The following is a 20,675-nucleotide window of genomic DNA, read 5'->3' on the forward strand; positions in this document are numbered from 1 at the left end:
CCGCCGCCCCGGGCCCCCTCAGCCCGCGGCGGCGGCGAACCGCGCAGCCTGCACCGCGAGGAACGCCCGCAGCTCCTCGCCCTCGATGCGGTACTCGGCGTCGGCCGGCAGCCACATCAGCCCCATCGCGAGGCCCTCGACGGAGTCCGCCTCGATCGGCCAGGCGCAGTGCCCGGCATCCACCGCTTCGAGCTCGCGCCCCCACCAGCCCAGGTGCGCGGCGAGCTCGGCGAGCGGCAACGCGACGACGACCCGCGCCGTGACCGAGCTGCGCCGGTACCTCGTGGCCCGCTCGACCCGCTCCCGCGCCTCCTCGTCGTTGATCGGCCGGGGCTCGAAGCGCACGCGGGTCTGGAAGACGTCGTCGACCCGGTCAACGCGGAAGGTGCGCCAGTCGTCCCGGTCCCGGTCCCAGGCCAGCAGGTACCAGCGCCGGGCGACCGGCACGAGGCGGTGCGGCTCGACGCTCCGCGCGGTCTCGCCGCCGTTCGCGTCGGTGTATCGGAAGCGCAGCCGTTCGGCGTCGCGGCAGGCGAGCGCGAGCAGGCCCAGGAGTTCCGGATCGACGGCGGGCACCGGTCGCCCCTCGCGCCCGCCCAGGGGCGGCGCGCCGGCGGCGGCGTGCGACTGCAGCGCCTCGATCCGGCGGCGCAGCGCCGGCGGCAGCACCTGCTCGATCTTCGCGAGGGCGCTGAGCGTGGTGTGCTCCGCACCGCGCAGGCCGGCGGTCGCCTGGGACCGCAGGCCGACCGCGATCGCCACGCCCTCGTCGTCGCTGAGGAGCAGCGGCGGCAGCCCGGTGCCGGCCTCCAGCCGGTAGCCGCCGGCGACGCCGCGGAGCGACTCGATGCCGTACCCCAGCTCGCGCAGCCGTTCCACGTCCCGGCGCAGCGTGCGCTCGCTGACGCCGAGGCGGTCGACGAGCTCGTGCGCGGTCCAGTGCCGATGGCTCTGCAGCAGCGAGAGCAGTTCGAGCGTTCGCGAGGTCGTGGCGGCCATGCCACGATTCTCCTCCGATACCGGACAGAAACTGACCGGATGCCTCGAGAAGCTGTGTCCATGACGAAGCACACGCAGGCCGGAACCGGCCAGATGATCACCGCCCGCGGCTTGACGAAGACGTTCCGCTCGAAGGGGCAGACGGTCGAGGCGGTGCGCGCCGTCGACCTCTCCGTCGCCGCCGGGGAGCTCGTCGCGTTCCTCGGGCCGAACGGCGCGGGCAAGTCCACGACGCTCCGGATGCTCACCACGCTGCTGCCCGCGACGAGCGGCGAGGCGACCGTCGCCGGCTGCGACATCCGCCGCGACCCGGCCGGGGTCCGCCGCCGCATCGGCTACGTCGGGCAGGGCAGCTCGGGCGGCCACACGCAGCGGGTCCGCGACGAGCTGCACGCCCAGGGCGCGTTCTACGGCCTCGGCCGGCGCGAGACGCGGGCGCGGGCGGCCGAACTGCTCGACTCGCTCGAGCTCGGGCCGTTCGCGAACCGCAGCGTGCAGTCGCTCTCCGGCGGGCAGAAGCGCCGGCTCGACATCGCGCTCGGCCTCATCCACCGTCCGGAGCTGCTCTTCCTCGACGAGCCGTCGACCGGGCTCGATCCGCACAGCCGGGCGAACCTCTGGGAGCACATCGTCGAGCTCCGCCGCATGACCGGCACGACGATCTTCCTGACCACCCACTACCTCGACGAGGCGGACCAGCTCGCCGAGCGCGTGATGGTCATGGACCACGGCCGCGTCATCGCCGACGACACGGCCGGGGCGCTCAAGGAATCGCTCGCGGGCGACCGCATCACGCTCGGCTTCGCGGGACGGGCGGATGCCTCGGCCGCCGCCGCCCGCCTCGGCGGAGAGCTCGACCCCGCCGACCCGACCCGCCTCGTGCTCACGGCCGCCGACGGCGAGCGGGCCCTGCCGCGGCACCTCCGCGAGCTCGCCGCGGCGGGGCTGGACGTCGTCACGGCGACGCACCGGCCGCCGACGCTCGACGACGTCTTCCTCGCGCTCACCGGGCGCAGCCTCCGCGAGGAGTCCGCCCGGGCCGGAGCGGCCGAGACGCCCGAACCCGCCGCCGCGTGAGCGGCATCCGTCCCACCGCCACCGCCACCGCCACCGCCACCGAAGGAGCACGACCATGAACACCATCGCCGACCCCACACCGTCCACCGCGACGGGCGCGCAGGCGCCCGCCCCGTTCGCCGCCCGCCCGGTCCCGCGCCGCACCGGCTTCGCCCGTGACACCGCGGCGGTGTTCGTGCGCGAATCCCGCCCGCTCGTGCGCGACCCGTTCAGCGTGCTGTTCTCACTCGTCCAGCCGCTCGTCTTCCTCGGCCTGTTCGGCCCATTGCTCGTCGGCGCGGCGGGCGGCGACGTCGCGGGCACGCTGCAGTGGTTCGTGCCCGGCATCCTCGTGATGGTCGCGCTGTTCGGCACCGCCTCGACCGGGGCCAACCTGCTCTTCGAGATGCAGACCGGCTCGCACGAGCGCACCCTCGTCGCCCCGCTCTCGCGGAACGCGCTGCTCGTCGGCCGCGCCCTGAAGGAAGTCGTGCCGCTCATGGTGCAGGGCACGATCGTGGTGCTCGTGGCCGTGCCGTTCGGCTTCAGCGTGAACGTGCCCGGGCTGCTCCTCGGCCTCGTGGTGCTCGCCGTCTTCGGCATCGGCTTCGGCGCACTGAGCTACACGCTCGCGCTCGGCTGCCGCAATCGGGACTGGATGTTCTGGATGGTGCACCAGACCCTGCTGTTCCCCCTGATGATCCTCTCGGGCATGCTGCTGCCGCTCGAAGACGGCCCCGAGTGGATGCGGGTCGCGGCCGCGGTGAACCCGCTCAGCTACCTCGTCGGCGCGGAGCGCGCGCTGCTCGCGGGCGACTTCGGCGCACCGGCCGTGCTCGGCGGCGCGATCGCGGCGGTCGTCACCTGCGCGATCGGCCTCGTCGTCGGCGTGCGCGCGATGCGCCGGGCCCGCTGACGTCGGCGCGGTACTGCGGCGGCGGCCCGACTCGGGCCGCCGCCGCACCGCACCCGGCTACGCTCGAGCCATGCGCGCGCACGACGTCGTCATCCTCGGCGGGGGCCACAACGGTCTGACCGCCGCCGCCTATCTCGCCCGCGCCGGGCTCGACGTGCTGCTGCTCGAGCGCGACGACCATCTCGGCGGCGCCGCCGTCTCGGCCGAGGCGTTCGAGGGGGTCGACGCCCGCCTCTCCCGGTACTCGTACCTCGTGAGCCTGCTGCCCGCCCGCATCGTCGACGAGCTGGGCCTGGAGCTCGAGCTCGTGCGGCGCCGCTTCTCCTCGTACACGCCCGACCCGGCCGACCCCGCGCGCGGACTGCTCGTCGACCGCGACGCGGACGACGCGGCCCTCGCCGCCGCCTTCGCCCGGGTCGGCGCCGAGGCCGACGTGGCCGCCTGGCGCGAGCTCGGCGCCGATACCGGCCGGCTCGCGACGGCGCTCTTCCCCACGCTGACCGAACCGCTGCCGACCCGGGAGGAGGCCCGCGCCCTCGTCGGCGACGACCGCGTGTGGCGGGGCTTCGTCGAGCGCCCCCTCGGCGAGACCGTCGACGCCCGCTTCGCGAGCGACCTCGTGCGCGGGGTCGTCGCGACCGACGGCCTCATCGGCACCTTCACCTCGCTCGACGATCCCGCGCTCGACGCGAACCGCTGCTTCCTCTACCACGTGATCGGCGGCGGCACCGGCGACTGGGACGTCCCCGTCGGCGGCATGGGCGCCGTCACCGGCGAGCTCGAGCGGGTCGCCCGCGCGGCGGGCGCGACGCTGCTCACCGGAGCCGAGGCGCTCGGCGCGAACCCCGCGGGCTCGGTGCGGTACCGGGACGCCTCGGGCGAGCACCTCGTCGCGGCGGGCACGATCCTCGCGAACGTCGCACCGGCGGTGCTCGACCGACTGCTGGCCGCGGGCGCGCCCGGCCCCGAGGCATCCGCACCGGACGCCGGCGCCGAGGCATCCGCCCCGCGCACCCAGGCGCCCTTCGCCGAGGACCGCGTGCCGAGCGTCCCGCCCGTCGTGCTCGAACGGCTCCGCCATCTCGACGCCCCGGAGGGCGCGCAGGTGAAGGTGAACCTGCTGCTCACCCGCCTGCCCCGGCTCCGCGACCCCGAGGTCGCGCCCGAGCAGGCCTTCGCGGGCACGTTCCACATCAACGAGCTCGAGTCGCAGCTCGAGGGGGCGTTCCGCTCGGCCGCCCGCGGGGCCATCCCGGATCCGCTCCCCTGCGAGATCTACTGCCACACCCTGAGCGACCCGACGATCCTCTCGCCCGAGCTCGTCGCGAGCGGCGCGCACACGCTCACCGTCTTCGGGCTGCACGCCGCGGATCGGCTCGGCGAGCGCTTCGGCGCCGACGAGCTGCGCGAGCGGCTCCAGCAGGCCGTGCTCGACTCGCTCGACTCGATGCTCGCGGAGCCGATCGCCGACGTGATCGCGAGGGATGCCTCGGGCCGCCCGTGCATCGAGACGAAGACGACGCGCGACCTGGAGGCGGCACTCGCGATGCCCGGCGGGCACATCTTCCACGGGCCGCTGTCGTGGCCGTGGGCGGAGCCCGGCCGGCCGCTCGCGACGGCCGCGGAGCGCTGGGGCGTCGCGACGGCGCACGAGCGCATCCTGCTCTGCGGCTCGGGCGCCGTGCGCGGCGGCGCGGTCAGCGGCATCGGCGGGCAGAACGCGGCGATGGCCGTGCTCGAGGCGCGCGGCTGACCCGCGCCCGCGGCTCAGGCCCCGGGCATCTCGCCCGTGTAGAAGCCGAAGGTGGCGTCGGCGGCGCGCGCCGCGGTCTCGGCGTCCGCACCGGACGCACGATGCGCGGCGGCCCAGCCGTCGGCGGCGGCGCGGGAGAACGCGCGACCCTCCTCCGAGAGCATCCAGGCCATGGCGTCCGCCGGCGCGATCCGTGCGTCCTGCGTGCCGAGGTGCAGGGCGAGGCCGAGCAGCGCCTGGTCCCAGCCGACGCCGGTCGCGCCCGGCCCGAACGTCTGCCACATCTCCTCGGGGATGTCGCCGACGCGCGCCACGTGCTCGAGCTCGAAGCGGGTGCGCTCGTCGTCGATCGACGCGAGCCGCACGGTCACCCACGACCTCCCGCCGCCGTACTCCCAGGTGATGCGGTAGCTCGCGCGCCCGTCCGCGGGCGGCGAGCAGGCGAGCACCTCGCCGCCGGCGTTGCCCTCGAGCTGGTACCGCCCGCCGAGCTCGAGCGAACCGGTCACCGGCAGGAACCAGCGGGCGATGCGCTCCGGCTCGGTCGCCGCGGCCCACACGTCGGCGAGGTCCGCGGGGTACTCCTGCGCGATGAGCTGGATGCGCGAGGGCTCGCCGTCGAGGTCCTCGGTGCGCAGTTCGCGCGACACGGCGTCGATCTGCTCGTTCACGTCGATCATGGTCACTCCTCGTCTCGTGGCGGATCGGCCGGGCCGCCCGCCCGGTCATGCACGGCGTCGGCGTCGGCGTCGAGCCTGCGGTCCCGCTGGCCGCGCTTCAGCTCCGTTCCGAGCGCGGCGAGCGGTCCGCGCCAGAAGCGCTCGAACGGACTGAGCCAATCGCTCGCCTGCTGGAGCCCGCGGGCGTCGACCGCGTAGAGCCGCCGACGGCCGTCGGCGCGCACCGAGGCGAAGCCCTGCTCGCGCAGCACCCGCAGGTGCTGCGACACCGCGGGCTGCGTGATGCCGAACTCCGCCGACACGATCGCGCAGACGGCGCCGGCGGGCGCCTCGCCCTCGGCGAGGAGCTCCAGGATCCGTCGCCGGACTGGATCGCCGAGGACGTCGAACGCGTGCATGGTCCAATAGTTACGCCTCAACTTATATAAGTCAAGCCGTAAGTATTGGGATCAGAAGACGAAGAGCTGACCGAGCACCAGGATCGCGATGACGAAGAGCGCGACGATCGCGCCGACGATGGCGAGGGAACGCGCCGAGAGCTTCGCGATCGCGTAGCCGACGAGGATCGGCAGCGCGACGAGGAAGATCGTCACGAGCCACCAGAACGCCTGGTAGGCGCCGGTGCCGACCTCTTCGAGGCGGCCCGCGAAGAGCTGCTGCGAGTGCGGGTGCGTCGCGAAGGCGAACGCGGCCGACAGCGGCACCGCGATGAGGGCGAGCACGACGAGGCCGGCGAGCCAGCCCCACAGCCCGGACTTGCCCTCGGTGATGTCCATGGCGGCTTCGCGCTTGGCGGCCGACGACCCCTTGCTACTCATGGCCACGATGCTAGTGGTTCCGAGCGCCGAGGGTTAGCCTGGGGAAACGGACGACGAGGGGGTCGAGATGAACGCTAAGCCCACCGGTCACTACGAGCTGAAGCCCGACGGCCGCTACCTGCAGTTCGACCGCTTGTTCCGCGCCCCCATCGAGGACGTCTGGTACAGCCTCACGAATCCGACCGCCCTCCGCTCTTGGATCGGCACGTACACCGGCAGCCCGTCCACGGGCGGCGTCCGCTTCCGAATGACCGCGGAGAGCGAGGACGCCCCGTGGCAGAACGTGAGCATCCTGCTCTGCGAGGCGCCGCACCGCTTCCACCTCGACGTCGATACCGAGCCAGCGGCCTGGCGACTGCACTGCCACCTGCGCGAGGCCGGCGGGATGACGACGCTGAGCTTCGCGCAGCGCGTCGACGACAAGCTCGACGTCGGCGAGATCGGCCCCGGCTGGGACTACTACCTCAACCGCATGATCGCCGCCAGGCAGGGGCTGGCGATGCCCGAGTGGAGCGACTACTTCCCGGCGTTCGCCGCGCACTACCGCGACCTCCGCGTCCCCGACGCGGCCCGCCCCTAGACTGACGCCGTGAGAGCGGCAGATCGATTGCGGCGGCGCGAGCCGGCCGCCGGCGGCCCGGGGGGCTCCTTCTTCGCGCAGCACCCGCTGCGCTGGGGATTCATCGTCACGCTCGGCGTACTGCTCGCCCTGCTCCTCGCGATCGTGGTGGTGAACCTGCAGAGCGTGCTGCTCTCGGTGTTCATCGCCTCGTTCGTCGCGCTCGGCCTCGACCCGTTGATCCGCTGGTTCCAGCGGCACGGGTTGAAGCGCGGCCCGGCGATCGTCGTCGTCATCATGCTGTTCGTGCTGGTCGTCGTCGGCATCATCTGGGTGCTCATCCCGCCGCTCGTCTCGCAGGCCACCTCGCTCGTGACGACGCTGCCGGCGCAGGTGCAGGAGCTGCAGGACTCGGGCTGGTACGAGCAGGCGAACGAGACGACGAACGGCGTGCTCGCCGCGATCGTGCAGTCCGTCGAGGACATCCTCTCCGACCCGAACGTCTGGGCCTCGATCGGCGGCGGCGCGCTCGCCTTCGGCGCGGCCGTGCTCGACGCGGTCTCGACGGGCTTCTTCGTCGTCGTGCTCTCGATCTACTTCATCGCGACGCTCGACGCCACGAAACGCGCCTGCTACTCCCTCGTCAAGGCCTCCCACCGCGAGCAGGTCGAGGACTACGGCGAGCGCATCATGCAGTCCGTCGGCAAGTACTTGAGCGGCATGGTCGTGCTCGCGTTCTGCAACGCGGTGTTCTCCACGATCCTGCTGAGCCTCGTCGGCGTGAAGTACGCCCTGGTGATCGGTGTCGTGGCCCTGTTCGTCACGCTCATCCCGCTCATCGGTACGGTGCTGACCACGATCCTCATGACGATCGTCTCGCTCTTCGTCTCGCCCACCGCGGCGCTCATCGTGCTCGTCGCGATGCTCGTCTACATGCAGATCGAGGCGTACATCCTGACGCCGAAGGTGATGGGCAAGGCGGTGCAGGTGCCCGGCACCATCGTGCTGATCTCGGCGCTCGCGGGCGGCACGCTGCTCGGCCTGCTCGGCGCGCTCGTCGCGATCCCGATCTCGGCCGGCATCCTGCTCATCATCCGGGAGATCGTGATCCCGCGCCAGGCGCGCAGCTAAGCGCCGAGACCGGCGCGCAGCGAGCCGCCGAGACGGGCCGCGGCTAGTGCGGCGCCGCCGCGAGGCCGGCGTCCGCCGAGGCATCCGACGTCGCGTCCACGGCGGATGGCCCGGCCGAGGCATCCCGCCCGCCGCTGCGCCCGAGCGGCAGGAAGAACGCCGCGACGAGCGCGAGCACGAGCCCGGCCGAGCCGACGAGCACGGCCGGCACCGCGGCGTCCACGAAGCCGGTCGGCGTGAGTTCCCCGCCCGCGCCGGTGAAGACCGCGGTGAGCACCGCCACGCCGAGCGCGACGCCGACCTCGCGGAGCGTCGAGTTCGTGCCGGAGGCCTTGGCGTGATCGTCTTCCGGCATGCCGGCGAGCACGGCCGTCGACATCGGCGCGAAGACGAGCGACATGCCGACTCCCGCCATCAGGAACGGCCCGATCAGCGCGCCGTAGGCGACGTCGGGGTCGAGCTCGAGGGCGAGCCAGGCGAGCGCCGCGGCCTGCAGGGCGAGTCCGGACACGATGAGGGTGCGGGTGCCGATGCGCGGCGCGAGGGCGCCGGCGATCGGGGCGATGAACATCGGGGCGAGGGTCCACGGCATGGTCTGCACGCCCGCCTCGAGCGGCGTCGCGCCCTGCACGACCTGCAGGAACTGGATGAGCACGAACACCGAGCCGAACATGCCGAAGCTGAACCAGAAGCCGACGAGGTTCGCGGCCGTGAAGCCGCGGTTGCGGAAGAGGCGCAGCGGCAGCAGCGGCGCGGGGGCGCGCAGCTCCCAGGCGATGAAGGCGGCGAGCAGCACGGCTCCGGCGGCGAGCGAGCCGAGCACCTCGGCGCTCCCCCAGCCCGCGTCGTTGCCGCGGACGATGCCGAACACGACGCCGAGCACGCCGAGGCCGGCGAGCAGGATGCCGGGCACGTCGATGCGGAGCCGGGCGCCGAGCGCGTTCGGCAGGGCGGCGAGCGCGAGCGGGATGGCGATGACGCCGACGGGCACATTCAGCCAGAAGATGGCCTCCCAGTTCCAGCCCTCGATGACGGCGCCGCCGACGAGCGGGCCGAGCGCGACGCCGAGGCCGGCGACGCCGCCCCAGATGCCGATCGCCATCGGGCGGCGGCGCTCGGGCACGCTGCCGGCGAGCAGGGTGAGCGAGAGCGGCATGATGCCGGCGGCGCCGACGCCCTGCACGGCGCGGCTCGCGATCACCATCCACGGCTCGGTGCTGAGGGCGACGAGGGCGCTCGCGGCGGTGAACACGGCGAGCGCGATGAGGAAGACGGTGCGCCGGCCGATGCGGTCGCCGAGCGCCGCGGCGCCGAGGATGAACGCCGCGAAGGAGAGCGTGAAGGCGTTCACGAACCACTGCAGCTCCTCGATCGAGGCGCCGAGGTCGGCGGCCATCGCGGGGAGCGCGTTCGTGATGACGAGGTTGTCGAGCGTCGCCATGAACATCGGCAGGGATGCCGCGACGATCGCGAGCCAGACGGGGGTCCGGCGTGCGGTGGTGGACATTTCGGGGCTCCTCGGGAGGCAGTGGACAACAATGGTGGTAATCGACTGATTACTTCACTGGAGCGACTGTAGTAATCGACTGATAACATGTCAAGCATGGTGTCGAAGACGGACCGGATCCCGGCGACCGAGCGCCGCGAACAGATCCTCGAGGCGGCCACTCGGGTCTTCGGCGAACTCGGCTACGCCGGCGCGACGACCGACCGGGTCGCGAAGGCGGCCGGCATCAGTCAGCCCTACGTCGTGCGCATGTTCGGCACGAAGGAGCAGCTCTTCATCGAGGTGCTCGAGCGCACCTGCGAGCTCATCGTCGCCGCCTTCGACCGCGCGGTCGCCGACGAGGCATCCGACACGCCCGTCGGCCCGCGCATCGGCGAGGCGTACGTGCACCTCGTCGAGACCGAGCGCGGGGTGCTGCTCGCCCTCATGCAGGGCTTCATCCTCGGCCACGACCCGAACATCGGGCCGGTCGCCCGGCGCGGCTTCCTGCGCATCTACGACCGCATGCGCGAGGTCATGAGCCCCGACGAGGCGATGCGCTTCATGGCGCAGGGCATGCTCATCAACACGCTCATCGCCTCGAACCTCACCGTCCGCATCGACGAGGACGAGCGGGTCGACGAGCTCTTCGCCTGCACCTTCGGCGACAAGCTCGGCATCGTGCTCGAGGGGCTCTCCCGCTCGGCGTGAGGCGCCCGGCGTGAGCCGTGCGGCTCAGCTCCAGACCGACGGCGCCTCGGCGCGGGTCGCCGGCAGCGCGACGTCCTGGCCCCAGCGCTCGATCCACTCGGGCAGCCCGTCGCCCGGGCCGGCGCCGAAGGCCTCGACGACCTCGGCCATCGGCACCGTGCCGCCGGACTTCTTCAGGAAGCGCCCGCGGATGAACCCCTGCGCGTAGATCTCCGGCCGGCCGTCGGCGCCCTTCTTCACGAAGCGCTGCTCGACGTAGACCGCCTTGTCGTCGAAGCCGAGCACGCGCGACTCGATCGTGAACCGCTCCCAGAGCTGCAGCGACTTGCGGAAGGTGATGGTCTCGCTCGCCACCACCGGGTACCAGCCCCGCTCGCGCATGATCCCCCAGACGCCGTTGCGCACGAGCATGTCGAAGCGCGCGACGTCCATGATCGAGAAGTAGACGCCGTTGTTCATGTGCCGGTTGATGTCGAGATCGGTCGGCAGCGTGATGAAGCGCGTGCGCGCCACGTCGTAGTGCCCGAGATCGGGGCGGCGCCGCGACAGGAACAGCACGTGGAGGAGCGTCCGGAAGAGCATGTGCATGAGCACCGAGCGTAGGCGGCTTCGGGCGGATGGCGCGGTCCGTTGAGGGTCGCCACAGCCGGGCGGCGGATGCCTCGGCCGGTGCTTGTGCGGATCCGCCAGTGCGGCCCCGCACCCGCCTACTTCGCGGGCACGTGCCGCTCGTCGACCCCGTTGTAGACCGACAGCGGGCGGATCAGCGCGTTCGAGGCGAGCTGCTCCATGACGTGCGCCGTCCAGCCGACGACGCGACTCGCGACGAACAGCGGGGTGAAGGTCGGGGTGTCGAAGCCCATCAGGTGGTACGTCGGACCGGCCGGGTAGTCCAGGTTCGGCTTGATGTTCTTGCGCTCCCCCATCGCCTGCTCGAGCGCCACGTAGACCTCGAGCAGCTCGGGGCGCTCGTAGTGCTCGACCATCCGCTCCATCGCGTCGCGCATGGTGGGCACGCGGGAGTCGCCGTTCTTGTAGACCCGGTGCCCGAAGCCCATGATCTTGCGCTTCTCGGCGAGCGCGGCGTCGAGCCAGGCGACGGCGCGCTCGGCGCCGCCCTCGCCCGGGCCGATCTCGGCGAAGGCGTGCATGACCGCCTCGTTCGCGCCGCCGTGCAGCGGGCCCTTGAGCGCGCCGATGGCGCCGGTGACCGCCGAGTAGAGGTCGCTCAGGGTCGAGGCGATCACCCGGGCGGTGAACGTCGAGGCGTTGAAGGAGTGCTCGGCGTACAGGATCATCGACACGTCGAAGGCGTTCACGACCGCGAGCTCGGGCGCCTCGCCGAAGGTCTGCCAGAGGAAGTTCGCCGAGTAGCCGAGGTCGTCGCGCGGCTCGACGAACTCGAGCCCGTGCCGGCGGCGCTGGTCGTAGGCGACGATCGAGGGCAGCTTCGCGAACAGCCGCATCGCCTTGTCGAGGTTGGCTTCGGGGGTGTCGACCGGCGTCTCGGGATCGCTCGCGCCGATCACGCTGACGGCCGTGCGCACGACGTCCATCGGGTGCGCCTCGAGCGGCAACTCGTCGACGATGCGCTTCGTCTGGTGGTCGAGGCCGCGGTGCCGGCGCTCGAACTCCCCGAACTCGGCGAGCTCGGCGTCGTTCGGCAGCTCGCCGTGCCAGAGCAGGTACGCCACCTCCTCGAAGGTGCACTGCGCGGCGAGCTCCTGCACGGGGTACCCCCGGTACAGCAGCGAGTTCGATTCGGGGTTCACCTTCGAGATGGCGGTGTAGTCGACCGGCACCCCGGCCAGTCCCTTGAAGATCTCCTGCTCGGTCATTCGTGCTGCCCTTCGTTGGGATGGTTCGCCGTGGTGCGGCGCGGTCGACGGCCGGGCGGGTCGCCCGGCCGTTGGTTCAGTCGGCGCGACCGCCGGGGGTGTCGCCGACGGTGAAGTCGAAGACACCCGAGTCGAATCGGGTGTAGCCCTCGTAGTCGATGAGTTCGTAGAGCTCCGCGCGATGCTGCATCTCGCCGAGCTTGCCGGTGAGCGCGCCCGCCGCCTCGAGCTCGTCGAGCCCGCGCATGGCGGCCCCCATCGCGAGGCGCAGCAGCGACACCGGCCAGATCACGAGGTTCATGCCCACGTCGCGCAGTTGCGCGACGGTGAAGAGCTCGCTCTTGCCGAACTCGGTCATGTTCGCGAGCAGCGGCACGTCGACCGCCTTCCGCACCGCCTCGAACTCGGCGAGCGAGCGCATCGCCTCGGGGAAGATCGCGTCGGCGCCGGCGTCGACGAGCGCCTTCGCGCGGTCGACCGCAGCCTGCGGCCCCTCGACCGCGGCGATGTCGGTGCGCGCCATGATCAGGAAGTTCGGGTCGCGGCGGGCGTCGACGGCGGCGCGGATGCGCTGCAGCGCCGTGTGCTCGTCGACGACCTGCTTGCCGTCGAGGTGCCCGCAGCGCTTGGGGTTCACCTGGTCCTCGATGTGCAGGCCGGCGAGGCCGGCGTCCTCCATCTCCTGCACGGTGCGGGCCACGTTCATCGGCTCGCCGAAGCCCGTGTCGGCGTCGACGATGGCGGGCAGCTCCGTCATCCGCGCGATCTGTTTCGCGCGGCCCGCGACCTCGCTGAGCGTCGTGAGGCCGATGTCGGGCAGGCCGAGGTCGGCCGAGAGCACGGCGCCCGAGATGTAGACGCCCTCGAAGCCGCGCTGCTCGATGAGCCGGGCCGACAGGGGGTTGAAGGCGCCGGGGAAGCGCAGCAGCTCGCCCGTGGCGAGCCGGGCGCGGAACGCCTGGCGCTTCACGTGGGCGGGGGTGGTGGCGTAGAGCATCGGCTGACCTCCGTCAGAACAGTCCCGTGGGGATCGCGAGGCCGGCGAGGACACCGGGGCCCGCGGTGATGGTGAGGCCGCCGAGCTCGTCGGGCGCAAGCTCCGGCAGGCGCTGGGCGAGCTCGAGGAAGCGCTCGATCTCGTCCGCCTCGAGCACGCCGTCGGCGAGCAGCCGGAACTTCTGCACGTACTGCTCGCGCGCGAACGGCCGGGCGCCGAGCGGGTGCGCGTCGGCGACGGCGATCTCATCGACGATCTCGCCGCCGTCGGCGAGCGTGATGACGACGCGGCCGCCGAAGGCCTTCTCGGCGATGTCGAGCGAGTGGTAGCGGCGGGTCCACTCGGCATCCTCGACCGTCGAGATCTTGCGCCAGAGCGCGACGGTCTCGGGCCGGTGCGCCCGCTCCGGCGAGTAGGAGTGCTCGTGGTGCCAGGCGCCGTCCTGCAGGGCGACCGCGAAGATGTACGGGATGGAGTGGTCGAGCGTCTCGCGCGAGGCGTCCGGGTCGTACTTCTGCGGGTCGTTCGCACCCGAGCCGATGACGTAGTGCGTGTGGTGCGAGGTGTGCAGCACGATCGACTCGATGCGCTCGGGGTCGTCGAGGATCAGGGGGTACGCCTCGTGCAGGCGGCGGGCGAGGTCGATCCACGCCTGGGCCTGGTACTCGGCCGAGTGCTCCTTCGTGTAGGAGTCGAGGATGGCGCGCTTCGCCTCGCCGCGCTCGGGCAGCGGCACCTCGTAGGAGCCGTCGGGCCCGTCGAGGAGCCAGGCGATGACGCCGTCCTCGCCCTCGTAGATCGGCACCGGGCTGGTCTCGCCGCGCATGGCCCGGTCGACGGCCTCGATCGCCATCTTGCCGGCGAAGGCGGGGGCGTGCGCCTTCCAGCTGGAGATCTCGCCCTTGCGGGACTGGCGGGTCGCCGTCGTGGTGTGCAGCGCCTGGCCGATGGCCTGGAAGATCGTCTCGCGGTCGAGGCCGAGCAGGGTGCCGATGCCGGCCGCGGCGCTCGGGCCGAGGTGGGCGACGTGGTCGATCTTGTGCTTGTGCAGGCTGATCGCCTTGGCGAGGTCGATCTGGATCTCGTAGCCGGTCGCGATGCCGCGCACGACGTCGCGGCCGGTGAGCCCGCGGGCGGCGGCGAGGTGCTGGGCGACGGCGACGATCGGGGGGATGTTGTCGCCGGGGTGCGAGTACTCCGCGGCCAGGAAGGTGTCGTGGTAGTCGAGCTCGCGCACGGCGACGCCGTTCGCCCAGGCGGCCCACTCGGGGCTCGTGCGGCGGGCGGGGTCGGCGCCGAACACGGTCGCGCCCTGGCCGCCGATCGAGACGGGGTGGGCGAAGGCCTGGCTGCGCGCCGAGACCACGGGACGGCGGGTGAGGGATGCCGCGGCGACCGCCGCGTTGTCGATGACCCGGTTCACCACCATGTCGACGACGTCGGCGTCGAGCTCGACGGGGTCGGCGGCGAGCTCGGCGAGCTGCCAGGCGAGCTGGCCCTCGCGGGGCAGGTCCTCGTCGCTGCGGTGCGTGCGCAGGTGGTGGGTCTGCATCGGGGGATCCCTTCGGTGTTCGGTCGGTGTCAGGCTACGCTCCGCCCGCCGATGGAGGCGAGGGCGTGACGAAGGCTCAGGTGCAGGTGGACGTGGGTGGCGTGCGCGGCGAGCGCGGCGTCGCCGTCGATGATCGCTTCGACGATGAGCAGATGCTCGTCGGCGGCGCGGCGCAGCCGGGCCGGGTGGTGCCTGGCGAGCCGGCGCACGCGTGCGGAGTGCAGCCGGGCGCCGCGCAGCGCGGCTGTCAGCAGCGGGTTGCCGGCGGCGCGATCGACGGCCTCGTCGAGCTCGGCGATCGCGGCGTAGTACTCGGTGAGCCCGTCGGCGCCGCCGTCGAGCCGCTCGGTGGCGGCGACGATGCGGCGGCGCACGGCCAGGAACGGCGCCGGATCGCGCCGTTCGGCGGCGAGCCGCGCCGCCCGCTCTTCGAGGGCCTCGCGCAGTTCGTAGAGCGCGGCGATGCTCTCGGGGCTGAGCTCGGCGACGACGAGGACGCGGGCGGATGCGGCGGTGGCGAGGCCGTCGGCCTCAAGCCGGGCGAAGGCCTCGCGGACGGGCGTGCGGGAGACGCCGAGCCGCGCGGCCTGCTCGACCTCGCCGAGCGGGGCGCCGGGGGCGAGCTCCCCATCGAGGATCTCCTCGCGGAGGCGCTGATACGCGCGTTCGCTGGCCCGCATCCGCACCTCCCGCTCGATGTATACATTACGACGCTAGCACACGTGATGAACGCGAGTATTGCGCGTGAATGTATACATGGATCCGGGTCTCCTCCCGGCTGAGCATGGGACGATGGAAGGGATGAGCAGCGACACCCTCGGGGCCCGGCGCGTCGCCGATCTCCGCCTCGACTTCCCCGTCTTCCGCGACGCCGGCGAGCACGCCCCCGCGTACCTCGACTCCGCCGCGACCTCGCAACGGCCCGCCCGCGTGCTCGACGCAGAACGCGAGTACCTCGAACACCACCTCGCCCCGGTGCACCGCGGCGCGAGCGCCGCCGTGGGCCGCTCCACGACGCTCTTCGAGGACGCCAGGGCCACCGTCGCCCGCTTCGTCGGGGCCGGCGAGCGAGAGCTCGTCTGGGCCGAGAACGCCACCGACGCGCTGAACATCGTCGCGCTCGGCATGGCGGATGCCTCCGCCGGACTCGGCGGCGCCGAGGCATCCCGCTTCGCCCTCCACCCGGGCGACGAGCTCGTCGTCGTCGAGGCCGAGCACCACGCCAACCTCATCCCCTGGCAGCGGCTCGCAGCTCGCACCGGCGCCGTGCTGCGGCCCGTCCGGGTCGATGCCCGCGGACTCTGGGGCCCGGCCGAGCTCGCCGCCGTGCTCTCGCCGCGCACCCGCGTCGTCGCCTTCGCCGAGGTGTCGAACGTCACGGGCTTCCTCGCCCCGGTCGCCGAGCTCGTCGCCCTCGTGCGCGAGCGCTCGCCCGAGGCGCTCGTCGTGCTCGACGCCTGCCAGTCGGTCCCCCACCGGCCGAGCGATCTCGCCGCGACCGGCGTCGACTTCGCCGCGTTCTCCGGCCACAAGATGCTCGGGCCGAACGGCATCGGCGGCCTCTACGGCCGCGCCGAGCTGCTCGACGCGCTGCCCCCGGCGCGCACGGGCGGCTCCACCATCACCCGGGTGACGCTCGAGCACGCCGAGTTCCTGCCCGCGCCGCACCGCTTCGAGGCGGGCACCCAGCCGGTGTCCCAGGTCGTCGCCCTCGCCGAGGCGGCCCGCTACCTCGACGAGCTCGGCATGGCCGAGGTCGCCCGGCACGAGTCCGCGCTCGCGGCCCGCATGGCCGCGGCCGTCGCGGAGCTGCCCGGCGTGCGCCTGATCGGGCCGCCGCCCGGCGAGGAGCGCGCGGGGCTCGTCTCGGTCGTCGTCGACGACGTGCACGCCCACGACGTCGGCCAGTACCTCGACGAGGCGGGCGTCGTCGTGCGCGTGGGTCACCACTGCGCGCAGCCGCTGCACCGGGCGCTCGGCGTCACCGCCACGACCCGGGCGAGCGCGCACGTCTACACGACGGAGGACGAGGTCGACCGCTTCATCGACGCCCTCGGCGGCGTGCGCCGCTTCTTCGGCGTCGCGGGTGCCGGCGAGCAGACGGGGGTCGTCGCGTGAGCGGGCTCGAAGGGCTGTACCAGCAGATCATCCTCGACCACTCGAAGGCGCGGCACGGCGACGGGCCGCTCGAGCGCGCGGCCGCGGAGCACCACGAGTACAACCCGACGTGCGGAGACGAGCTGACCATGCGCATCCGCCTCGACGACGCGGGCGAGCGCATCGAGGAGCTCGCCTGGCAGGGCGACGGCTGCAGCATCTCGATGGCCTCGGCGTCGGCGCTCGTCGACCTCATGGCCGGCCGCACCCTCGCGGAGGCGGGCGAGCGCATCGACGCCTTCCGCACGATGCTGCGCTCGCAGGGCGCGGGCGAGCCCGACGAGGAGCTGCTCGAGGACGCGATCGCGTTCCACGGCGTCTCGAAGTACGTCATGCGGGTGAAGTGCGCGATGCTCTCCTGGGTCGCCCTGGAGGCCTGCCTCACCGAGGCGCGCGCGACGCGCGGCTGAGCCGCTCGGCCGCGGGGGGGTCAGGCGAAGACGCCGCCGCCGGGCGCCGGGGTCTCGAGCACACGGCCCGGCAGCTCGAGCGGTACGTCGCGGATCTCGGGCGGGTTCCAGCGCGGGGAGCGGTCCTTGTCGATGACCCGCGCACGGATGCCCTCGTGCAGATCGGGCTGGTCGAGGAACCAGCTGACCGCCCGGAACTCCTGCTCCAGCGCATCCTCGAGCGCGGGCAGCGTGCGCGCCCGGCGGATCGAGGCGAGCGTCACGGCGAGCGCCGTCGGCGACAGGGACTCGAGCTCGTCGGCGGCGGCCTCGGCATCCTCGTGCCCGTGCTCGCGCAGCCGGCGCACGATCTCGGCCACCGTCGGCGCCGAGTAGCAGGCGTCCACCCAGTCGCGCGCGAGCGCGAGCTTCGAGGGCTCGGGAGTCTCGTCGAAGAGCATGACGATCTCGGCAGGGCTGCCCGGGTCGGCGCGCTCGGCGAGCGCCTGCACGAGGTGGGACAGCCGCTCGGAGGGCACGTACGCGTCGGCGAAGCCGGCGTGGAGGGCGTCGGCCGCGTCCATGGTGCGGGCGTTCAGCCCGAGGTGCACGCCGAGCTCGCCGGGCGCCTTCGCGAGCAGCCAGCTGCCGCCGACGTCGGGGGTGAAGCCGATGCGGGTCTCGGGCATCGCGACGCGGGAGCGCTCGGTGACGATGCGGATCGAGGCGTGCCCGGCGAGGCCGATGCCGCCGCCCATCGCGATGCCGTCCATGATGGCGACGACCGGCTTCGGGTAGCGGGCGATCGCGGCATCCAGCCGGTACTCCGTTCGGAAGAAGGCGCGCGCCTCCTCGTGCCCGTCGCTCGTCGCGTAGCCGTAGAGTTCGCGGATGTCGCCGCCGGCGCAGAAGCCGCGCTCCCCCGCCCCGTCGAGGACGACGAGGCCGACCTCGGTGTCGCGCCGCCACGCCTCGAGCACGCCCGTGAGCTCGCGCACCATCTCGTAGGAGAGGGCGTTGATGGCCTCGGGCCGGTCGAGCGTCAGGTGGCCGACGCCGTCGGCGACCGTAGCGGAGATGTGGGGGCTCACACCGCCACGCTAGCGGAGTAGCATCCTCGCATGGTCCCCGCCGCCAACCTCTGGGCCTTCGTGGCCGCCTCGGTCGTGCTGATCGTCGTGCCCGGCCCGAGCGTGCTGTTCGTGATCGGCCGCTCGCTCGCGCTCGGCCGGATCGGCGGACTGCTGAGCGTCGTCGGCAACGCGCTCGGCATGCTCCCGCTCGTCGCGGCCGTCGCGCTCGGCGTCGGCGTCGTCGTGGCGCAGTCGGTGGTGCTGTTCACGATCGTGAAGATCGTCGGGGCGCTCTACCTCGCCTACTTGGGCGTGCAGGCGATCCGGCACCGGAGGGATGCCTCGGCCGCGATCGCCGGCCGGGTGGCGCGTCGGTCACCGTGTCGGCTGCTCGGCGAGGGCTTCCTCGTGGGCGTGACGAACCCGAAGACGATCGCGTTCTTCGTGGCGGTGCTGCCGCAGTTCGTCGACTTCGGCGCGGGGGCGATCCCGCTGCAGCTCGCGACGCTCGGCGTCGTGTTCGTGGTGCTCGCGCTCGCCTGCGACTCGGTGTGGGCGCTCGCGGCGGGCTCGGCGCGCGACTGGTTCGCGCGTTCGCCGAAGCGCGCCGAGCACCTCGCGACCACCGGCGGCGTCATGATGATCGGACTCGGCGGCGTGCTCGCGCTCAGTGGCGCGAAGCACTAGGACGCCCACCGACTGCCTGGTGTCCGAACGCGCGGATCGGGCAGACCCCGCCGCACCCGACACCCGCGAGGTCTCGGGGAGACGCCACCCGCCTGGCATACCGAGTGCCGAGTTCGTAGACTTCGATGCGTGAGTGATCAGCAGCAGGGGCGGCCGCCAGCACCTCCGGACGGATCCGATTCGCACCTCCGCTCGGTGCCCGACGCGCAGGCGCGGCTCATGCGAGTGGTCCTGCCGCTCCAGCTCATCCCGGCGGGCGTGATGCTCGGCGGGGTGGCGTCGCTGCTCGTGCCCGGCGAGCTCACGCTCGTACCCGTCCTCGTCATCGCCGCGGCCTGGGTCGCGTGGATGGTGGGCACGCTCGTCACCCTCACGGTCATGGCGCGGGAGGAGGCGGGGCTGCAGCACCGCCTGTCCGCGGCATCCGCGCTGCTCGCCGCCGACCCCGGCGCGGTCTCCTCGTGGCCCCGGGTGCCGGCGATCCTCTCGCGAGTCCCGCGCGCCGGCAAGCGGGCGCCGTTCCGCACGGCGATGTATGTGGCGGACCTCGGCGCCCGGGGAACGCTCCCGGTGGCGGTGCGCCTTGCCCCGCAGCCCGTGCCGGCGCAGGACAGCGGCGCGAGGCTGCTGCTCCATCCGCACGACCCGGCGATCGCGCTGCTCGACCCCGCCGCCACCGCGGGCGACCACGCGGCCGCCGCGCACGACCCCGCGCTGACCGGGCTCTCCAAGGCGCAACGCGGAGTCGCATTCGAGTTCCGCCGGCTGCTGCCGTGGATCGGGGCCGGAGCCGCGGCGCTGGTCCTGACCTTCCTGCTGCTGCTCCTCGCCCGGTGAGCGCCGAGCAGCACCAGCCGAATCCGCTCACCGCAAACGCACGCACTCCGAAGACGGGAGCATCCGTGACACGCTGGAACCCCCTGACCGCCGCAGTCGCCCTCGGCATCGCGAGCGCCGCCCTGGCCGGCTGCGCACCGCAGCCGGTGGACACCGACACGTCCGAGAGCACCGCCGTCGTGGACGCGTTCCTCGCGCACCTCGAAGCGGGCGAGGCGCGCGAGGCCGCCGCGCTGACCACGATCGAGTTCGACGACGCGCTCATCGACGACGCGTTCTACCGTGCCTCGGCCGCCCTGCCGACGGACGCGCACATCGTCTCGTCGGCGGGGTCGGCCGACGGCGCCGCGGTGACCGTCGAGTTCGCGTTCGACGGCGTCGACGCCCCGGTCACCCTGGAACTCGGCACCACCAGAGACGGCGAGGAGGTGAAGATCGACCGGCTGGGCCCGGTGGAACGGATCGGGGCGCCCGCTCCGGTCCCCGGCACCCTGATCGTCAACGACCGGGTGGAGTTCCCGCTCCTCGAACCCGCCGCGGAGGTCTCCCTGCTGCCCGGCGCCTACGCCGTCGAGTACGCCGACCCCACCGGGCTCCTGGAAGGCGCGGACGGGGCGTCCGCGTTCACGGCGTACGTCCCCGAGGTCGTCGCCGCCGACGGCTCGATCATCGGCACGGGCTTCGCGTTCACTCCCGTGTTCATGCAGGACGTCGAACCCGGCCTGGCCGACGCGCTCGCGCGACTCCAGGCGGCGTGCGAGGCCGGCGGCTTCGCCGGGCCGTCGTGCCCGGCCGGGTTCCCGACCGAGCCCCGCGAGAGCTCCAGCACGGAGTGGTTCCCGAAGACCGAACCGCAGATCGTCTTCCTGGACGGCGAGTTCGCGACCACCGCGAAGTACGACGTCGTGTTCTGGAACGGCGACGACTCCACCACGGTCGAGGCCTCCTACACCGGCACGGTCTCGCGAGACGCGAGCGGGTCGATCACGTTCACCCCGAGTGCGGGCTCGGCCGGCTCGGCCGACTGAGGCGACCG

The 20,675-nt window shown here is 73.0% G+C and carries 22 protein-coding genes; 11 read left to right on the forward strand and 11 right to left on the reverse strand.

Annotation, left to right across the window (positions count from 1 at the left end; all coding sequences use genetic code 11):
• Positions 1-18: 18 nt before the first annotated feature.
• The gene (locus QSJ60_RS00605; RefSeq protein ID WP_285462153.1) at positions 19-999 is read right to left on the reverse strand and encodes a helix-turn-helix transcriptional regulator; all 981 of its coding nucleotides are present in this window, start codon (positions 997-999) and stop codon (positions 19-21) included.
• A gap of 60 nt (positions 1,000-1,059) precedes the next feature.
• On the opposite strand from QSJ60_RS00605, the gene QSJ60_RS00610 reads away from it, so the two are divergent.
• The 3 genes from QSJ60_RS00610 (at position 1,060) to QSJ60_RS00620 (ending at position 4,724) form a co-directional block, all read left to right on the forward strand.
• Positions 1,060-2,076: an ATP-binding cassette domain-containing protein gene (locus QSJ60_RS00610; RefSeq protein ID WP_230765466.1), complete on the forward strand. Its 1,017-nt coding sequence runs from the start codon at positions 1,060-1,062 to the stop codon at positions 2,074-2,076.
• 55 nt (positions 2,077-2,131) lie between these two features.
• Complete coding sequence (locus QSJ60_RS00615; protein ID WP_230765464.1) at positions 2,132-2,971, forward strand: ABC transporter permease; 840 nt, start codon at positions 2,132-2,134, stop codon at positions 2,969-2,971.
• A gap of 70 nt (positions 2,972-3,041) precedes the next feature.
• On the forward strand, positions 3,042-4,724 hold the full coding sequence (locus tag QSJ60_RS00620; protein WP_285462154.1) for a phytoene desaturase family protein: 1,683 nt from the start codon (positions 3,042-3,044) through the stop codon (positions 4,722-4,724).
• Positions 4,725-4,738: 14 nt separating this feature from the next.
• Here the strand turns inward: QSJ60_RS00620 and QSJ60_RS00625 are convergent, their stop codons facing one another.
• From QSJ60_RS00625 to QSJ60_RS00635, 3 genes are read right to left on the reverse strand one after another with little or no spacing between them, the layout of a single operon-like run.
• The gene (locus tag QSJ60_RS00625; RefSeq protein ID WP_285462155.1) at positions 4,739-5,404 is read right to left on the reverse strand and encodes an SRPBCC domain-containing protein; all 666 of its coding nucleotides are present in this window, start codon (positions 5,402-5,404) and stop codon (positions 4,739-4,741) included.
• A gap of 2 nt (positions 5,405-5,406) precedes the next feature.
• Positions 5,407-5,802, reverse strand: coding sequence for an ArsR/SmtB family transcription factor (locus QSJ60_RS00630; protein ID WP_230765458.1), 396 nt, complete (start codon positions 5,800-5,802; stop codon positions 5,407-5,409).
• Positions 5,803-5,853: 51 nt separating this feature from the next.
• Positions 5,854-6,222, reverse strand: a complete 369-nt coding sequence (locus QSJ60_RS00635) for a hypothetical protein (RefSeq protein WP_230765457.1) — start codon at positions 6,220-6,222, stop codon at positions 5,854-5,856.
• 67 nt (positions 6,223-6,289) lie between these two features.
• Here QSJ60_RS00635 and QSJ60_RS00640 point away from each other — a divergent pair, with 67 nt between their 5' ends.
• Both QSJ60_RS00640 and QSJ60_RS00645 read left to right on the forward strand, forming a co-directional pair.
• Entirely contained in the window at positions 6,290-6,802 is a 513-nt protein-coding gene (locus QSJ60_RS00640) for an SRPBCC domain-containing protein (RefSeq protein ID WP_285462156.1), read from the forward strand.
• A gap of 9 nt (positions 6,803-6,811) precedes the next feature.
• On the forward strand, positions 6,812-7,912 hold the full coding sequence (locus QSJ60_RS00645; RefSeq protein ID WP_230765453.1) for an AI-2E family transporter: 1,101 nt from the start codon (positions 6,812-6,814) through the stop codon (positions 7,910-7,912).
• 43 nt (positions 7,913-7,955) lie between these two features.
• On the opposite strand, the gene QSJ60_RS00650 is transcribed toward QSJ60_RS00645, so the two are convergent.
• Positions 7,956-9,419 (reverse strand): DHA2 family efflux MFS transporter permease subunit, encoded by a 1,464-nt coding sequence (locus QSJ60_RS00650; RefSeq protein WP_285462157.1) that lies wholly within the window; start codon positions 9,417-9,419, stop codon positions 7,956-7,958.
• Between the two features lie 96 nt (positions 9,420-9,515).
• Here QSJ60_RS00650 and QSJ60_RS00655 point away from each other — a divergent pair, with 96 nt between their 5' ends.
• Positions 9,516-10,109, forward strand: a complete 594-nt coding sequence (locus tag QSJ60_RS00655; protein WP_285462158.1) for a TetR/AcrR family transcriptional regulator — start codon at positions 9,516-9,518, stop codon at positions 10,107-10,109.
• Between the two features lie 24 nt (positions 10,110-10,133).
• Here the strand turns inward: QSJ60_RS00655 and QSJ60_RS00660 are convergent, their stop codons facing one another.
• From QSJ60_RS00660 to QSJ60_RS00680, 5 genes are all read right to left on the reverse strand, one after another.
• The gene (locus QSJ60_RS00660; protein WP_189085228.1) at positions 10,134-10,697 is read right to left on the reverse strand and encodes an acyl-CoA thioesterase; all 564 of its coding nucleotides are present in this window, start codon (positions 10,695-10,697) and stop codon (positions 10,134-10,136) included.
• Between the two features lie 119 nt (positions 10,698-10,816).
• Positions 10,817-11,947 carry a bifunctional 2-methylcitrate synthase/citrate synthase gene (locus QSJ60_RS00665; RefSeq protein ID WP_230765447.1) on the reverse strand — a complete coding sequence of 377 codons (1,131 nt, stop codon included), beginning with the start codon at positions 11,945-11,947 and terminating at the stop codon, positions 10,817-10,819.
• A gap of 76 nt (positions 11,948-12,023) precedes the next feature.
• On the reverse strand, positions 12,024-12,944 hold the full coding sequence (gene prpB, locus QSJ60_RS00670; protein ID WP_230765445.1) for a methylisocitrate lyase: 921 nt from the start codon (positions 12,942-12,944) through the stop codon (positions 12,024-12,026).
• A gap of 13 nt (positions 12,945-12,957) precedes the next feature.
• Positions 12,958-14,496: an MmgE/PrpD family protein gene (locus tag QSJ60_RS00675; protein WP_285462159.1), complete on the reverse strand. Its 1,539-nt coding sequence runs from the start codon at positions 14,494-14,496 to the stop codon at positions 12,958-12,960.
• A 29-nt stretch (positions 14,497-14,525) separates the two neighbouring features.
• Positions 14,526-15,176 (reverse strand): GntR family transcriptional regulator, encoded by a 651-nt coding sequence (locus tag QSJ60_RS00680; RefSeq protein WP_285462160.1) that lies wholly within the window; start codon positions 15,174-15,176, stop codon positions 14,526-14,528.
• Between the two features lie 121 nt (positions 15,177-15,297).
• Between QSJ60_RS00680 and QSJ60_RS00685 the strand changes: the two genes are divergently transcribed.
• Together QSJ60_RS00685 and sufU are read left to right on the forward strand one after the other, a co-directional pair.
• The gene (locus QSJ60_RS00685; RefSeq protein ID WP_285462161.1) at positions 15,298-16,614 is read left to right on the forward strand and encodes an aminotransferase class V-fold PLP-dependent enzyme; all 1,317 of its coding nucleotides are present in this window, start codon (positions 15,298-15,300) and stop codon (positions 16,612-16,614) included.
• Positions 16,611-17,063, forward strand: a complete 453-nt coding sequence (sufU, locus tag QSJ60_RS00690) for a Fe-S cluster assembly sulfur transfer protein SufU (protein WP_285462162.1) — start codon at positions 16,611-16,613, stop codon at positions 17,061-17,063. The genes QSJ60_RS00685 and sufU overlap by 4 nt, the downstream gene beginning before the upstream one ends.
• Before the next feature lie 20 nt (positions 17,064-17,083).
• On the opposite strand, the gene QSJ60_RS00695 is transcribed toward sufU, so the two are convergent.
• Positions 17,084-18,133, reverse strand: a complete 1,050-nt coding sequence (locus QSJ60_RS00695) for an enoyl-CoA hydratase/isomerase family protein (RefSeq protein WP_285462163.1) — start codon at positions 18,131-18,133, stop codon at positions 17,084-17,086.
• Between the two features lie 30 nt (positions 18,134-18,163).
• Here QSJ60_RS00695 and QSJ60_RS00700 point away from each other — a divergent pair, with 30 nt between their 5' ends.
• The 3 genes from QSJ60_RS00700 (at position 18,164) to QSJ60_RS00710 (ending at position 20,667) form a co-directional block, all read left to right on the forward strand.
• Positions 18,164-18,802 carry a LysE family translocator gene (locus QSJ60_RS00700; RefSeq protein ID WP_285462164.1) on the forward strand — a complete coding sequence of 213 codons (639 nt, stop codon included), beginning with the start codon at positions 18,164-18,166 and terminating at the stop codon, positions 18,800-18,802.
• A gap of 129 nt (positions 18,803-18,931) precedes the next feature.
• Positions 18,932-19,639, forward strand: a complete 708-nt coding sequence (locus QSJ60_RS00705) for a hypothetical protein (protein ID WP_285462165.1) — start codon at positions 18,932-18,934, stop codon at positions 19,637-19,639.
• A 65-nt stretch (positions 19,640-19,704) separates the two neighbouring features.
• Positions 19,705-20,667 (forward strand): hypothetical protein, encoded by a 963-nt coding sequence (locus tag QSJ60_RS00710; RefSeq protein WP_285462166.1) that lies wholly within the window; start codon positions 19,705-19,707, stop codon positions 20,665-20,667.
• Positions 20,668-20,675: the final 8 nt, after the last annotated feature.

The sequence above is a fragment of the Agromyces sp. NBRC 114283 genome (assembly GCF_030268405.1).
Taxonomy (GTDB): Bacteria; Actinomycetota; Actinomycetes; order Actinomycetales; family Microbacteriaceae; genus Agromyces; species Agromyces mediolanus.

Bases quoted from the DNA above. Each gene is read 5' to 3' on its own strand.
- QSJ60_RS00605 (WP_285462153.1), bottom strand. From the start codon at position 999: ATGGCCGCCACGACCTCGCGAACGCTCGAACTGCTCTCGCTGCTGCAG.
- QSJ60_RS00610 (WP_230765466.1), top strand. From the start codon at position 1,060: ATGACGAAGCACACGCAGGCCGGAACCGGCCAGATGATCACCGCCCGC.
- QSJ60_RS00615 (WP_230765464.1), top strand. From the start codon at position 2,132: ATGAACACCATCGCCGACCCCACACCGTCCACCGCGACGGGCGCGCAG.
- QSJ60_RS00620 (WP_285462154.1), top strand. From the start codon at position 3,042: ATGCGCGCGCACGACGTCGTCATCCTCGGCGGGGGCCACAACGGTCTG.
- QSJ60_RS00625 (WP_285462155.1), bottom strand. From the start codon at position 5,404: ATGATCGACGTGAACGAGCAGATCGACGCCGTGTCGCGCGAACTGCGC.
- QSJ60_RS00630 (WP_230765458.1), bottom strand. From the start codon at position 5,802: ATGCACGCGTTCGACGTCCTCGGCGATCCAGTCCGGCGACGGATCCTG.
- QSJ60_RS00635 (WP_230765457.1), bottom strand. From the start codon at position 6,222: ATGAGTAGCAAGGGGTCGTCGGCCGCCAAGCGCGAAGCCGCCATGGAC.
- QSJ60_RS00640 (WP_285462156.1), top strand. From the start codon at position 6,290: ATGAACGCTAAGCCCACCGGTCACTACGAGCTGAAGCCCGACGGCCGC.
- QSJ60_RS00650 (WP_285462157.1), bottom strand. From the start codon at position 9,419: ATGTCCACCACCGCACGCCGGACCCCCGTCTGGCTCGCGATCGTCGCG.
- QSJ60_RS00655 (WP_285462158.1), top strand. From the start codon at position 9,516: ATGGTGTCGAAGACGGACCGGATCCCGGCGACCGAGCGCCGCGAACAG.
- QSJ60_RS00660 (WP_189085228.1), bottom strand. From the start codon at position 10,697: ATGCACATGCTCTTCCGGACGCTCCTCCACGTGCTGTTCCTGTCGCGG.
- QSJ60_RS00665 (WP_230765447.1), bottom strand. From the start codon at position 11,947: ATGACCGAGCAGGAGATCTTCAAGGGACTGGCCGGGGTGCCGGTCGAC.
- prpB (WP_230765445.1), bottom strand. From the start codon at position 12,944: ATGCTCTACGCCACCACCCCCGCCCACGTGAAGCGCCAGGCGTTCCGC.
- QSJ60_RS00675 (WP_285462159.1), bottom strand. From the start codon at position 14,496: ATGCAGACCCACCACCTGCGCACGCACCGCAGCGACGAGGACCTGCCC.
- QSJ60_RS00680 (WP_285462160.1), bottom strand. From the start codon at position 15,176: ATGCGGGCCAGCGAACGCGCGTATCAGCGCCTCCGCGAGGAGATCCTC.
- QSJ60_RS00685 (WP_285462161.1), top strand. From the start codon at position 15,298: ATGAGCAGCGACACCCTCGGGGCCCGGCGCGTCGCCGATCTCCGCCTC.
- QSJ60_RS00700 (WP_285462164.1), top strand. From the start codon at position 18,164: ATGGTCCCCGCCGCCAACCTCTGGGCCTTCGTGGCCGCCTCGGTCGTG.